Here is a 13,316-nt window from a genome sequence, read left to right as displayed (position 1 = left end):
GCGCGCAAAAAAAAAGAGGCCACATGGGCCTCTTTTTATCCATCAGTGGATTTACGGCTTGGCGTCTTTGACCCCGGCCGTGTTGTCTAGCAGGCTTTTGGTCGCGGTCTGCAGGAAACTGTCGAGCTTCTTGCGCAGCTCGGCGATATCCGGCGCATCGGGCATCACTTCGGCGTGCGGTTTGGTGCCCAGTTCATAGCTGTAGACCTTGGGTTCCATATCCTTGGGTTCGATCAGGATGCGATTGCCGGTCACCAGCGCCACGGTCTGCTCGCTGCCTGAGGGCTTGATCACACCGAACCCCAGATCGCCCGCCGGCAGGTTGAGCAGGTCACGGCCCCAGCACTGGTGCACGGTGTCGCCGCCAAGACGACCCATGATGGTCGGTACGATGTCGATCTGCGTACCGACGATGCTGCTGCGCTTGCCGAACTTGTCTTGCAGGCCCGGCGCGATCATCAGCATCGGCACGTTGAAGCGACCCAGGTCCATCTCGGTGATCTGTTCGTTGTTGCCGAAGCCGTGGTCGCCCACCACCACGAACAGCGTGTCCTTGTAGTAAGGCTCTTTCTTGGCCTTCTCGAAGAACTGCCCCAGCGCCCAGTCGGAATAACGCATGGCGGTCAGGTGCTCGTCCAGCGTGCCATGACCGGTCACACGCTCGACCGGCAGGTTGGCCGGCAATGCGTACGGCGTGTGGTTGGACAAGGTTTGCAGCAAGGCATAGAACGGCTTGCCCTTGGCTTCACGGGCTTTGAGTTCCTGAGCGCCGCGGTCGAACATGTCCTGGTCGGAGACGCCCCAGGTCGGATCGGAAAACACCGGATTGACGAAGTCGTTGCGGCCGATGAAGTTGGTCATCCCCTGGTTGCTGAAGAAACCGGACTGGTTATCCCAGGCAAAGTCGCCGTTGTAGACGTACACATCGTCGTACTTGCGCGCACTGAGTAACTGCGGCAGACCGGACAGTTTGTGACTGCCTTCCGGAGTCTGCATCAGGTATTCGAAACCCGGCAGGTTCGGGAAGCAGGCCATGGTGGCGAACATGCCCTGATGGGTGTGCGTGCCGTTGGAGAAGAATCGGTCAAACAACAGACCTTCTTCGGACAGCTTGTCGAAGTACGGCGTGATATTGGATTCGTCGCCCAGCGCACCGACCGAATGGCCAGCGAAGCTCTCCATCAGAATCACCACCACGTTCTTGATCGGCAGCGTGTTCGCCGCAGGCGGTGTGAACTCGCGGCGTACCGCGGCGCTGTCCGGGTCGACCAGCTTGTCGTTGGCCGTCATCAGCATATCGCGCACGGTCTGTTGAGCCTGCGGCTGCGGCAGTGTGGCTTTCCAGATGTTGTCGCGGTCTTCGGACATCCGGCTCTTGGCGGCCGCAATCAGCGTCAGCGTGCCATTGAGGCCCAGGGTGTTGGCGAAATTCGAATCGGTGGTGTAGGCATCACCCCAGCGCAGCGGCGGGCCTTGGCGCAAGGTGCCGCGAGCGGCGATCACCGCGACCGCCAGGCACAGCACAAACACCACGACACGGGTGTACCACGGAGCCACGACACGGTTGCTGGAGCTTGCGATGTTGAACCCGCCCCGTGGTCGGGTCACACGGTCCACCCCTTTGAATACCAGGCTCAGCAGCCAGGTCAGCAAGGCCCAGGCCAACAGGTAGCGCACCACCGGGTAGCCGTACCAGATCATGCTCAGTACGGTTTTCGGATCTTCCTTGACGTACTGGAACACCAGACCGTTCAGGCGCTGGTGGAATTCACGATAGAAATCCATCTCCATCAGGCCGAAGAAGGTGGTCAGGCTGGCGACCAGTGTCAGCCAGAAACGGAACACACCACGAGCCGCCATCAACCGGGCGCTGAACAGCGCCAGCAACAGCGGGATCAGGATGTAGACCACCAGACGCACATCGAAACGCAGCCCGTTGCCGAACGCCTCGATAAAGGTCGAGGCTGGCGTGGCGCCGATTCCTTCGCGGTTGTAGACCAGCAGCGCGACTCGCAGCAGGGTGTACAGGACCATCAGCACCAGGCCGCTCAACAGCGTGTAGGCCAGGTGCGATTTGACGGTAGGTTGCGGCGCGCGTGCCGGGGCGTCCGTTTTGGCCATGGGGTGTGGGATCCGTTGGATTCAGGTTTAAGTTCAATAAGCCGGTGCGTTCGATGACCGTAGAAAGCCATGCCGATCGCGGGTGGCAAATATTACGTGATCGCCCGCTGTTTACCACCCGCAGCGCGGCATTCTTCATGCGCGACTTAACAGCGGCCGATGTAGGTTTTGTCTGTGCGGACGTGAAGCGAGGCGGAGTTTCCCGAAAAACCGGTGAAAATTCCGTTCATTTGAGGAGGTTCTAATATCTTCTTACAAAGCTGCATCCGCCACTCGGCGTCGAACGTCCGCCGACGCCGCCTGCCGGTCAAGTTGACGCTTGACGAGCAGCCGGGGTTGTCCAAGGGGCAAGACTACAAAAAATGTCACCCATACATAACAGTGGAATCGCGTTATGTGTACGTGACATTCGCGGACGATCAGTCGTTGCTCGGCTTGCTCACGGCCTGCAGTACGTACTGCGGCAGGGCGAAGGCACCCAGGTGGACTTCCGGGTTGTAGTAGCGCGTCACGATGCCGCTGCCGGCAAAGCGCTGGCGCAGGGTATCGAGCGAGATCTTGCGATACTGGGTGTTGGTCGAGCCCCAGGCGAAGGTCATGGCGCCGCCGATGTAGGTCGGTACGGCGGCCTGATAGAAGTGCCAGTCGGCAAACAGTCCGTTCATGCGCCCGGCTGTGGTCTGGACTTCGCTCAGTTGCATGAACGGCGTGCCGTTCTGGGTCACCAGGATGCCGCCTTCGTTCAGGCAGCGATGGCACGCCTGGTAGAAGTTCTCCGAGAACAGCACTTCACCCGGGCCGATCGGGTCGGTGGAATCGGAGATGATAACGTCGAATTTTTCCTCGGTGGTCGCCACGAAGCGCATGCCATCGTCGATCACCAGGTTCAAACGCGAGTCTTCAAAGGCGCCTTTGGAGTGATTGGGCAGGTACTCCTTGCACATGTCGACGACGGTGCCGTCGATCTCGACCATGGTGATGTGCTCGACCGTGCCGTGTTTTGCCACTTCGCGCAGCATGCCGCCGTCGCCACCGCCGATGATCAATACACGCTTGGCCAGGCCGTGAGCCAGGATCGGCACGTGGGTGAGCATCTCGTGGTAGATGAATTCGTCGGCTTCAGTGGTCTGGATCACGCCGTCCAGCGCCATCACGCGGCCCATGCGCGGGTTCTGGAAGATCACCAGATGCTGGTGTTCGGTACGCACTTCGTGGAGCATTTTTTCAATGCGAAAGCGCTGACCGTAACCTTCGTACAACGTTTCCTGATAATCGCTCATGGATGGAGTCCCCGATAAATACTGATGACAGGACGGCGGGCCGCCCACAAGAAAGGCGCGCATTCTACGTCGCCGGGCATGACAGGTCGAATGCTACGCTGCGCCCATGAAAAACGCCTGATGGCTGGCAAGCCATCAGGCGTCGGTAATCAGCAGCCTTGTGCAGAAGTCTAGATGCGCACGTTGCCCCGTGGACCTGCGATCGCCCAGATGATCAAGCCCAGGACCGGCAGCAGTACGATCAACAGCACCCAGAGGATTTTCATCCCGGTCTCGGCACCGCTCTTCAAGACATTGATGATGGCCCAGATATCGAGGGCCAGAATGATCAATCCAACCAGACCATTAAAGGTGGAACCCATGGTGTCGCTCCTTATTGAAGGCTTGCCCAGTTAGGAGTAGCGGCGTACGACGAGGGTTCCGTTGGTCGGGAGGTATTTGTCGCGGCAGCGGTCGCAGGCTGCAACGCGGCGCTACGACTGGGCTTTCAATGCCTCAAGCGCAGGCTCGATCAGGATTCCCAGCTCCACACCCAACGCCATCACCCGAGCCTGGTCGTTGCCGTACACCAGCACCGTCTGGAGCTCATCGTCCAGAGGCTCGCCGAGGTTCATCAACACGTATCCGCCCATTTCCCTGTTCATGCTGCCGAGCTGGATCTGGATACGGTTGAGTGCCACCCGCGGCTCGACCTTGGCCAGTTGCCTGGGCTTGATATTGAAGGCCACGTCAGGGCCGAAGGACGCGGTAATTTCAGTGAACAGATCCATGTAGCTATCGGCCTGGAACATCACGGTTTCCGGCAGGCTGCCGACGACTATCCACTCGCCCAGCGGGATGGGAAAACTGTCGTCATAGTTGATGTCCGGGTTGGCGGCCAGAAAAGCGTCTGGATCGGCGTAGGCCTGGGCGGCTTCGTCGGCAATCCGGGCGATTTCTTCGTCGCTCATGCAGCCGGAGCTGATCTTGCTGATGAATTCGATGAGTGAGGCTTTCATGAAAGTGTGATCCGGGAGCAAAAAAACAGGCGCGCAGGATAGCCGCAAATCCCCCGCGCCTCTATCGCGCCACTGTTATTTGTCACACCCCAAGGCGGGTGAGTTGTTCGGCCGTATCGGTGGCGCCCATGGTCTGGGCGGCCATCAGGGGAGTGACACCCTTGGCGTCCTGAACATGTGGATTGGCGCCTTTGGAAACCAGGTAATCGACGATGGCCGTGCGGTTGAACATCGCGGCCATCATCAAGGCAGTGCGGCCATCGGCCGACGCGCCTTCGACATCGGCACCGCCTTCCACCAGAATCCGCACAACCTCCAGGTCACCCTTGAACGCGGCACCGGCAATGGGGCTCTGGCCGTTGTCGTTGCGGATTTCAGGATCGGCCTGGTGTTTGAGCAATACCCTGACTGCGTCCTGGTGCCCGTGGTAGCTGGCCAGCATCAACAGCGTATCGCCCTTGTGATTGCGCAGGTTGGGGGTCAGGCCGTTGTCCAGCAGTCGATCGAGCATTTGCGCATCACCGGCGCGTGCGCGGTCAAACACTTGCTCGGCGAATTCCAGGGCTTCTTCATCGGTCATGCGTTGCGCAGACTCGGCAGTTTTCGGTGTGTCAGACATTTCATAGCTCCTGTAGCGCTGCACAGCGGCGCGCATCGTCGATCAATCTGTCGCGAAAATCTCAGAGACCTCGCGCTCGGTCAAGTTCCCACTGATGGCGGCGAAGATCGCACCTCCGAGTAGCTGAAGACCAGCAAACCTTTTGCATGAGGGTGATTAGCAAACGCCGTCTGTCGTCACGAGAGAAAAACCACAGACGGCAACGAAATAAAGCCCGGATATCGCTGTCTGAATTTTTAACAGCGCCCGTTCTGCCCCTCCATTTATCCCCCTCCTCCGGCAAAATGCAGGATGCCCGATGGCCATTCATGCAAAATGCACGAAATAAAAAAATCGTCTTATTTGCAAGCTGCTGATTTATAACGACTTTCTTTTCATTTCAATGCTGGCACAGTCACTGCACTAGTCCTACCAAGCTTGTTATCACTGAGCAATGGAGCCGCTAGACATGACTTTCATCCAAGAAAAATTCGCATCCGTATTTTCCGATTTCGAAGTCACTACTCAACCACGCCCAGACGGTGGCGTGCTGCTGGCACTGCGCAACCACGAAGGCAAACAAATCCGTCGCTCGGTGTCCTACGCTCAGCTGCACACTCCGGTTCAGCTGGAGTGGGTGATCAGCGCGATTCGCCGCGACCTGGCGGGTCAAGCCAGCGACCTGCCGGCCATCTCGATGCTGCAAAGCCAGCACCGTTTCGATCTGCCGACCTATCACACTCGGTAATCACGCTCTTCGACAGCGCCTTTGACGCTGCCGATAAAAAACCGCGATGGCGTTCAGGCCATTGCGGTTTTTTTATGTCTGCCCGTGCAGCCGACCGATTACTGATTCAGCGGATGATGCCGCGACACAGCGCCTCGCCGACCGCCTGTGCCCGGTTGCTGACACCCAGCTTGGCGTAGATGCTCTTGAAGTGGTGCTTGACGGTGGCCTCCGAGACCTCTTTGATCAGGCCGATTTCCCAGGCGGTCTTGCCCTCCCTGGCCCATTTGAGAATCTCCAGTTCCTTGGGCGTCAGGGCACGGGTCTGCAGTTGTCGTCCCTTACCGGCGACGTGCAACATCGGCACCAGGCTGGCGAGCAGATAACGGTCGTTATGCGTCAGCGGACCTTCCATGGCATTGAGGGTGCAGATGGTGACGACGCCGTGATTGGCCCGGTTCGGGCTGCTGTACCCATAGGACACCGCGGGCAGCAACTGGCAATCCTCCACCGCAGCCAGATAAGCGGATGACGGCGGATAGGTCTGGAACGCCTCCTCCCACTCGAGAAAACCGGTGGTGTGTCGAAAACAGCGAATGACCGGGTCTTCGATCATCAGCCTCCCCTGGCAATAGAGGTCCTTCCAGTAGCTGTCGACATTGGATGTGATGCAGCTGAGCAGCACCCCGCTGCGATACTGGTAAAGCATCGCCCGCTCACAACGACACTCTGCCCGCAGCCAGTCCAGCGCGTTGGCAATGGCTGCATCGGCATCCTGTTCCGTGATGCTGCTGACCATCTGCTGGATCAGCGGACTCAGCGTCCCTGTTGGTACGTTTTTCATCTTCCCCTCCGTTTAAAAAACGTCATGTGTCGTCCCTGAGTGCTCTTTAGAGTTTTAAGTGGGTTGCAGCGGTTCGACACGCACCAAGTCCTGCAATCAAATGCATGATCAAAGTGCGCACGAATGCCGTCAGGGTCCGACAGGAGAAGGGTTACACAGTCCAGAGGGGTTAAACATAAGGGCGAAAACAAACAGGCATGCCTGACTACCAAACCGGCAACTTCCCACAAAACATCAAAAATCTGCTTACATTTTTGATGATTCTCAAACGAAAACGACCGATGTCAGGTGACATCGGCCGGCCCGGCAAATCCGTCATCCTGTGACTTCAGAAAGTCGCAGGATCGATCACTGCAAAGCTTGCGACGTTCAGGTGGCCCTCAAGCTCGCCCCCCTCGCGCACCAGTGCGCAGGTCGGCATGCCGGCGTGTTGCGCAGCATCGAGCTCTTGGACAATGTCGGACAGGAACAGGATCTGCTGTGCAGGGTGACCGATGGCCGAGGCGATGCTGCGATACGAGTTCGCATCACGCTTGGGACCTGAGGTGGTATCGAAGTAACCACGGAACAGCCCGGACAGATCCCCCGCCTCGGAACGGCCGAAAATCAGTTTCTGCGCCTGGATCGAACCCGAGGAGTAGACGTACAGTTCGTAGCCCTGGCGATGCCAGCGCTGCAACGCCTCGACCGCATCGGGATAAACGTGCCCCTTGAGCTGCCCGGCCAGATAGCCCTGCTGCCAGACCATCCCTTGCAGCGCCTTGAGCGGCGTGGCCTTGCGGTCTTCGGCGATCCAGCCAAGAAGGATTTCGATGACCCGCTCCACATCGGCTTGCGGCTCGCCGCTGTCGTCGCGGACCGCCTGCAGCTGGACAGCGACTTCGGCTTCGGTCGCGTGCTGGCGCACATAGTCCGGCAGATGGGCCGCGGCATAGGGGAACAACACATCGAACACAAAGCTCACCGCGCTGGTGGTGCCCTCGATGTCGGTCAGAATCGCTTTGATTGCCATGATGGTCTCAGTCTTCCAGGCGTGGAAACTGGCTGGCGATGCTTTCGCCAGTGAATTTCGCCACCCAGCCTTGCGGGTTGTTGAACAGTCGAATGGCCACGAAATGCGGATTTTCACCCATGTCGAACCAGTGCCGGGTCCCGGCCGGCACGGAAATCAGGTCGTTCTTTTCACACAGAACGGCGTAAACGAAATCACCGATGTGCAAAGTGAACAGACCCCGACCGGCGACGAAGAAACGCACCTCATCCTCGCCATGCTGGTGCTCGTCGAGGAACTTGGCGCGCAGTTCGGCTTTTTGCGGATGGTCGCTGCTCAGGCTGATCACATCGACGGTGACGTAACCCCGCTCGGTCATCAGCTTGTCGATCTGCACGCGGTAGGCGCCGATCACCTCTTGCTGGCTGGCGCCGGGGGTGATCGGGGTCGCCGCTTGCCAGCGATCGAAGGCCACGCCGTGCTCGGCCAGGGTCGATGCGATGTCCTCGACATGGGTCAGGACCTTGTTCGGCAACTCTGGGGATGACACGTGATAAACGGACAGACTGCTCATTTCGGTGGATCCTCGGTTCGGTCAGCGCTCGCCGGCTCTGCGGTCCGGTCAGGCGCGGGTCGTTCAGGTAATCGACACAACGGGGACGCTGGAGCGGTGCAGCACCGCCATCGTCTTAAGCTCACACTCGAACAGAAACTCGAATGCTTCGATCTGGCGCAAAGCATCACTCATGCTGGCGCCCCAGGTGTACAGGCCATGGCCGCGAATCAGATAACCGGCACAATCGGGATGCTGATCGAGCCAGGGCTGGACCTTGCGCGCCAGCCGGGCGATGTCTTGATCATTGTCGAAGATCGGCACCAGCACTGGCGACTCGTGGCTGACAACGCCACTGAAAGCCTTTTGCAATTCATAGTCTTCGAACAGCAGACGGTCACCTTCGGTCAGGCGCGAAAGCACGGTGGCGTTGACCGAATGGGTATGCAGCACCGCGCCGACCTCGGGTTTGCAGCTGTACAGCTGGGTGTGCAACAGGGTCTCGGCCGAGGGTTTCTTGCCAGGCTCCAGACTGTTGCCGGCGAGGTCCGTCGCCAGCACATCGTCGATGCCCAACTGGCCCTTGTGCTTGCCCGAAACGGTCAGCAAGGCCTGGCTGCTCGACAGGCGCACCGAATAATTGCTGCTGGTGGCAGGCGACCAACCGCGGCCATACAGGAAACGTCCTGCGTCGATAATCTGCTGGGCCAATGTGTCGCGACTCATACGCGCTCCTCTCTCATACGTGTGGCAGCCAGCATGGCGGCAGTCAGTGCCGCCAGGCTGGCGATGGCAAATGTCCAGCCCGGGCCCAGCGCGTTCCAGCTGTAGCCGGAGTACAACGCGCCCACCGCACCGCCAGTGCCGGACAGCGCGGCATACAGTGCTTGCCCCTGACCTTGCTGGCGCGGGCCGAAACTACGTTGCAGGAAATGTATGGCAGCGGCGTGATAGCTGCCAAACGTGGCCGCGTGCAATAGCTGGGCGAAGACCAGCACCCCCAGATGATCGGCGAGGTTACCCAGCAAAAGCCAGCGCAACGAGGCCAGCGCAAAGCTTGCAACCAGCACCTGCCGGACACTGAATCGCTGCAGGATGCGGCTCATGGCCAGGAACATCAGGACCTCGGCGACGACCCCGACCGCCCACAGCATGCCGATGATCCCGCGACTGTAACCCAGATGCTCCAGGTGCAAGGTGAGGAAGGTGTAGTACGGGCCGTGGCTGAGCTGCATCAGCGCAACGGCAACGTAAAAGGCCAGCACGCCGGGGCTGAGCAACTGCCTGCAGAATCCGTCAGCCGTCGCACGTATGCTCGAGGCAGTTGGCTGGGCATTGGGCACCCACCAGCTGCTCGCCACAATCCCAACCATGATGATCAACAGCGCCTGCGGGTAAAGATCCAGGCTGAACCACTCGAACAGACGTCCCATGCCGACCACCGTCAGAATGAAGCCGATCGAACCCCACAGGCGAATCTGACTGTAGCGTGCAGTCTGAGCCTGCAGATGCGCGAGCGTGATGACCTCGAACTGCGGCAGGACCGCGTGCCAGAAGAAAGCGTGCAGGGCCATGACCATGGCCAGCCAGGCGTAGGACTTGTCGACGAGTATCAGCGAGAAACTCAGCAGCGTGCAGACCGCGCCGAAGCGCACGATGGCCAGCCGCCGCCCCGTGTAGTCACCGAGCCAGCCCCAGATATTCGGCGCCACGCAGCGCATCAGCATCGGAATCGCCACCAGCTCGCCGATGCGTGCGCTGGGGAAACCTAGATGATCGAGATACAGCGCCAGAAACGGTGCAGTGGCACCCAGCAAGGCGAAATAGAAAAGATAGAAACCGGACAATCGCCAGTAGGGAAGCACTGCCACGTCAGTCATCCGTGGCAGCGGTACCGGAGGGTGGCATTACAGCTGACCCAGGACCGGGGTGCTGACCTTCACGTCCAGGTTTTGTCCACGATGACGCAGCAGGTGGTCGAGCAGCACGATGGCCATCATCGCCTCGGCGATCGGCGTGGCACGAATACCGACGCACGGATCGTGACGGCCCTTGGTGATCACTTCCACCGGATTGCCATCGACGTCGATCGAACGCCCTGGCGTGGTGATGCTCGAAGTGGGCTTGAGCGCCAGATGCGCAACGATCGGTTGCCCCGACGAAATACCGCCGAGAATGCCGCCGGCGTTGTTGGTGACGAAACCTTGCGGGGTCATCTCATCGCGGTGTTCGGTACCGCGCTGGGCAACACTGTCGAAACCGGCGCCGATCTCGATGCCCTTGACCGCGTTGATGCTCATCAGCGCATGGGCGAGTTCGGCGTCCAGGCGGTCGAAGATTGGCTCGCCCAGTCCCGGCATCACCCCTTCGGCAACCACGGTGATTTTCGCACCCACCGAATCCTGATCGCGACGCAGCTGGTCCATGTAGGCCTCCAGTTCCGGCACCTTGTCCGGATCGGGGCTGAAAAATGCATTCTGCTCCACCGACTCCCAGCTCTTGAACGGGATCTGGATCGGCCCCAGCTGACTCATGTAGCCGCGCACGGTGATGCCCTGGGTGAGCAGGTACTTCTTGGCGATGGCGCCGGCTGCCACGCGCATGGCGGTTTCCCGCGCCGAACTGCGACCGCCGCCGCGGTAGTCGCGGATCCCGTATTTGTGGTGATAGGTGTAGTCGGCATGGGCCGGGCGGAACAGGTCCTTGATCTGCGAGTAGTCCTTGGACTTCTGGTCGGTGTTGCGAATCAGCAGGCCGATGGACGCACCGGTGGTCTTGCCTTCGAACACACCCGAGAGGATTTCCACCTCATCGGCTTCCTGACGCTGCGTGGTGTGACGGCTGGTGCCGGGCTTGCGGCGGTCCAGGTCACGCTGCAGGTCTTCCAGCGACAACTCGACACCCGGCGGGCAGCCGTCGACGATGGCAACCAGCGCCGGGCCATGGCTTTCGCCAGCGGTGGTGACAGAGAACAGCTTGCCGTAGGTATTGCCGGACATGCGGGAGGCTCCGAAAGATCGTTCAAAAACTCAAGCGCGCCAGTATACGCAGGCTGATCGTCCAGATCACCTCGAACCTTATTCGATTGTCTGCGTCCAATTGACACTTTATTGACGATGGTCCTGCGATGCTACGTGGTATGTCCCTGATGCGCGGCTTGCTGCCGCTGCGAGTAATCGCCTTGACCCTGACTCTTCTGAGCTCCATGGCCCATGCCGGCACGCCGGTGGTGCTGCAACGGCCGATCACGCTGGATACCGGCAGCGGCGAGCTGTTCGGCACCCTGCTGCTGCCCAAATCCACTGCGCCGGTGCCGGTGGTGTTGATCATCGCCGGTTCGGGCCCCACTGATCGCGACGGTAACAACCCGGACGGCGGGCGCAACGACAGCATGAAGCGTTTGGCCCTGATTCTGGCCAGGCACAACATCGCCAGCGTGCGTTACGACAAGCGCGGCGTGGCGGCCAGCCGACCGGCGACACCTGACGAACGCAACCTGAGCATCGAGCAATACGTCGACGACGCCGTCGCCTGGAGTGAAAAGCTCAAGGCCGATCCGCGTCTGGGCCAGTTGATCCTGATGGGCCACAGCGAAGGCGCCCTGGTCGCCTCGCTGGCGGCGCAGCGCGCGGGGGCCACTGCACTGATCTCCGTGGCCGGCACCGGGCGCCCGGTCGATCAAGTGGTGCGCGAGCAGCTGCAATACCGCCTGCCGCCTCCGTTGCTGGCGCGCAGCGAGGAATTGATCGAGGAAATAAAGGCCGGCAAGACCGACGACAACGTGCCCGACGCCTTGCAGGTGGTGTTCCGCCCCAGTGTGCAGCCCTATCTGATTTCCCTGTTTCGGCAGAACCCGGCAGCCGCTTTCGGCCAGCTGAAGATTCCGACCCTGATTCTCCAGGGCCGCAACGACATGCAGGTGGGTGTCGGCGATGCGCAATTGTTGCATCACGCCAAGCCGGACTCGCAACTGGCGATCATCGACGGCATGAATCACGTGCTGCGCATCGTGCCCATGGACATGAAGCGTCAGCTGGCGTCCTACAAGGATCCGCAACTGCCACTGGCCAGTGAGCTGTCCGATCGCATCATGAAATTCATCGGTTCGCTACCGGCGGCATGACCTCTCTGACACGCCAACAGCGGTGAGAGCAATCGCCGGTTATGACGCTCGCGATAGCGTCAGGTCGGCTACCTCGGCAGTGGCTGGCCTCGATCGCGAGCAAGCTCACGCCTACAGGGCCTGTCATGGCCTTTGTTGCACGGTTCTCCCTTCAGCTTCGCCGAAAACGGCCGATAGCGGGTTGCTGGCATTGCGTTTGCCGAGCAATGTCGAGAACAGGATGGCGTGATGACACAAGCAACGATTGAGGCCGAAGCGGTCGCCCCGAGTGAAGCCAACGCAGGTGAAGTGGCCGCCCCGGTATTATGGGAAGAGGTGCAGGCCGAGCAGTTTTCGCTGCTGCGTCTGGCGCCCTTGCCGACCGATCGCGCGACCGGCGGCCGTCCGCTGCGCTTCGTCGAGTTCGGCCGCGCCGAGCGTCACAGCAGGGAATTCAGCCTGCTGCGCATGACCTACCACCTGCCCGGGCAAAAAACCCGCAAAGAACAGAATCAGCTGGATATCTGGGTTGACCACGCCAGCCACGCGGTGCGCGTCGGCCCGGAATCGGGCCTGCAGATCGAACCCTGGAACCGCGGGCTGGGCCGCTTCATGCTGGCTCAAGGCATCCACTGGGCGCAGAAGCGCTGGTCCGAGTACAAGGTCGAGGGCACGGCGCTGGCCAACAAGGATGCGCTCAACGAAGACACCCGCACCCGGCGCGATCACTTCCTCAAGACCCAGGGCCTGGAGGTGGCTTATGCCGACCCTCAGCATCTGAAGGGCAGCGTCAATGAAGCCAAGGTCGGCAACCTGAATAACAGCTGGAACACCGACAAGGTGCAGATCGTCGAAATCCTCGATGCCGCGCACATGCTGCAGCAAGCCGAGCAGAAGATTCAGGAACAGGAAGTCACGATCAAGAAAGCCGAGGACAGGGTCGGTAAATATCGCCGGGATGACAGTGGCCTGCGCTTCACCATTGCCTGCCTGGTGACCTTCGCGGTGTTCCAGGCCGGGCTGTTGATCTGGATTGCGACGCATCGGTAGATCCCGACGCAAAAACCTGTAGGAGTGAGCCTGCTCGCGATCGACGTCTGTC

15 protein-coding genes are annotated in these 13,316 nt (G+C 60.2%); 4 read left to right on the top strand and 11 right to left on the bottom strand.

What is annotated here, in order from left to right; all coding sequences use genetic code 11:
* Positions 1-51 precede the first annotated feature (51 nt).
* Positions 52-2,121, bottom strand: a complete 2,070-nt coding sequence (locus ACI2KS_RS24140) for an LTA synthase family protein (protein WP_404623523.1) — start codon at positions 2,119-2,121, stop codon at positions 52-54.
* Between the two features lie 53 nt (positions 2,122-2,174).
* Between ACI2KS_RS24140 and ACI2KS_RS24135 the strand changes: the two genes are divergently transcribed.
* Complete coding sequence (locus ACI2KS_RS24135) at positions 2,175-2,366, top strand: hypothetical protein (protein WP_404623522.1); 192 nt, start codon at positions 2,175-2,177, stop codon at positions 2,364-2,366.
* Between the two features lie 174 nt (positions 2,367-2,540).
* Here the strand turns inward: ACI2KS_RS24135 and speE are convergent, their stop codons facing one another.
* From speE to ACI2KS_RS24115, 4 genes are all read right to left on the bottom strand, one after another.
* Complete coding sequence (gene speE, locus ACI2KS_RS24130; RefSeq protein WP_404623521.1) at positions 2,541-3,401, bottom strand: polyamine aminopropyltransferase; 861 nt, start codon at positions 3,399-3,401, stop codon at positions 2,541-2,543.
* 170 nt (positions 3,402-3,571) lie between these two features.
* Positions 3,572-3,763 (bottom strand): PLDc N-terminal domain-containing protein, encoded by a 192-nt coding sequence (locus tag ACI2KS_RS24125; protein ID WP_024688144.1) that lies wholly within the window; start codon positions 3,761-3,763, stop codon positions 3,572-3,574.
* Between the two features lie 111 nt (positions 3,764-3,874).
* Complete coding sequence (locus ACI2KS_RS24120; protein WP_404623520.1) at positions 3,875-4,399, bottom strand: hypothetical protein; 525 nt, start codon at positions 4,397-4,399, stop codon at positions 3,875-3,877.
* Between the two features lie 82 nt (positions 4,400-4,481).
* Entirely contained in the window at positions 4,482-5,018 is a 537-nt protein-coding gene (locus ACI2KS_RS24115) for an ankyrin repeat domain-containing protein (protein WP_404623519.1), read from the bottom strand.
* Between the two features lie 448 nt (positions 5,019-5,466).
* Between ACI2KS_RS24115 and ACI2KS_RS24110 the strand changes: the two genes are divergently transcribed.
* A complete protein-coding gene (locus ACI2KS_RS24110; protein WP_404623518.1) occupies positions 5,467-5,745 on the top strand; it encodes a DUF3509 domain-containing protein in 279 nt (92 codons plus the stop codon).
* Positions 5,746-5,851: 106 nt separating this feature from the next.
* Here the strand turns inward: ACI2KS_RS24110 and ACI2KS_RS24105 are convergent, their stop codons facing one another.
* The 6 genes from ACI2KS_RS24105 to aroC form a co-directional block, all read right to left on the bottom strand.
* Positions 5,852-6,568: a LuxR C-terminal-related transcriptional regulator gene (locus tag ACI2KS_RS24105; protein ID WP_404623516.1), complete on the bottom strand. Its 717-nt coding sequence runs from the start codon at positions 6,566-6,568 to the stop codon at positions 5,852-5,854.
* A 328-nt stretch (positions 6,569-6,896) separates the two neighbouring features.
* A complete protein-coding gene (mtnC, locus tag ACI2KS_RS24100; protein WP_404623514.1) occupies positions 6,897-7,580 on the bottom strand; it encodes an acireductone synthase in 684 nt (227 codons plus the stop codon).
* Between the two features lie 7 nt (positions 7,581-7,587).
* Positions 7,588-8,133: a 1,2-dihydroxy-3-keto-5-methylthiopentene dioxygenase gene (locus ACI2KS_RS24095; protein WP_404623513.1), complete on the bottom strand. Its 546-nt coding sequence runs from the start codon at positions 8,131-8,133 to the stop codon at positions 7,588-7,590.
* A gap of 63 nt (positions 8,134-8,196) precedes the next feature.
* Positions 8,197-8,838: a methylthioribulose 1-phosphate dehydratase gene (locus ACI2KS_RS24090; protein ID WP_404623512.1), complete on the bottom strand. Its 642-nt coding sequence runs from the start codon at positions 8,836-8,838 to the stop codon at positions 8,197-8,199.
* Entirely contained in the window at positions 8,835-9,983 is a 1,149-nt protein-coding gene (locus ACI2KS_RS24085; protein ID WP_404623511.1) for an MFS transporter, read from the bottom strand. The genes ACI2KS_RS24090 and ACI2KS_RS24085 overlap by 4 nt, the downstream gene beginning before the upstream one ends.
* Before the next feature lie 36 nt (positions 9,984-10,019).
* Positions 10,020-11,111: a chorismate synthase gene (gene aroC / locus ACI2KS_RS24080; protein ID WP_404623510.1), complete on the bottom strand. Its 1,092-nt coding sequence runs from the start codon at positions 11,109-11,111 to the stop codon at positions 10,020-10,022.
* Positions 11,112-11,239: 128 nt separating this feature from the next.
* Between aroC and ACI2KS_RS24075 the strand changes: the two genes are divergently transcribed.
* The gene (locus ACI2KS_RS24075) at positions 11,240-12,235 is read left to right on the top strand and encodes an alpha/beta hydrolase (RefSeq protein WP_404623509.1); all 996 of its coding nucleotides are present in this window, start codon (positions 11,240-11,242) and stop codon (positions 12,233-12,235) included.
* Positions 12,236-12,463: 228 nt separating this feature from the next.
* Positions 12,464-13,264, top strand: a complete 801-nt coding sequence (locus ACI2KS_RS24070; RefSeq protein WP_404623508.1) for a hypothetical protein — start codon at positions 12,464-12,466, stop codon at positions 13,262-13,264.
* Positions 13,265-13,316: the final 52 nt, after the last annotated feature.

The sequence above is a fragment of the Pseudomonas sp. NPDC087358 genome (genome assembly GCF_044900785.1).
Taxonomy (GTDB): domain Bacteria; phylum Pseudomonadota; class Gammaproteobacteria; order Pseudomonadales; family Pseudomonadaceae; genus Aquipseudomonas.
Note: the sequence above shows the minus strand (reverse complement) of the source record. Positions and strands in the feature narration are given on the sequence as shown.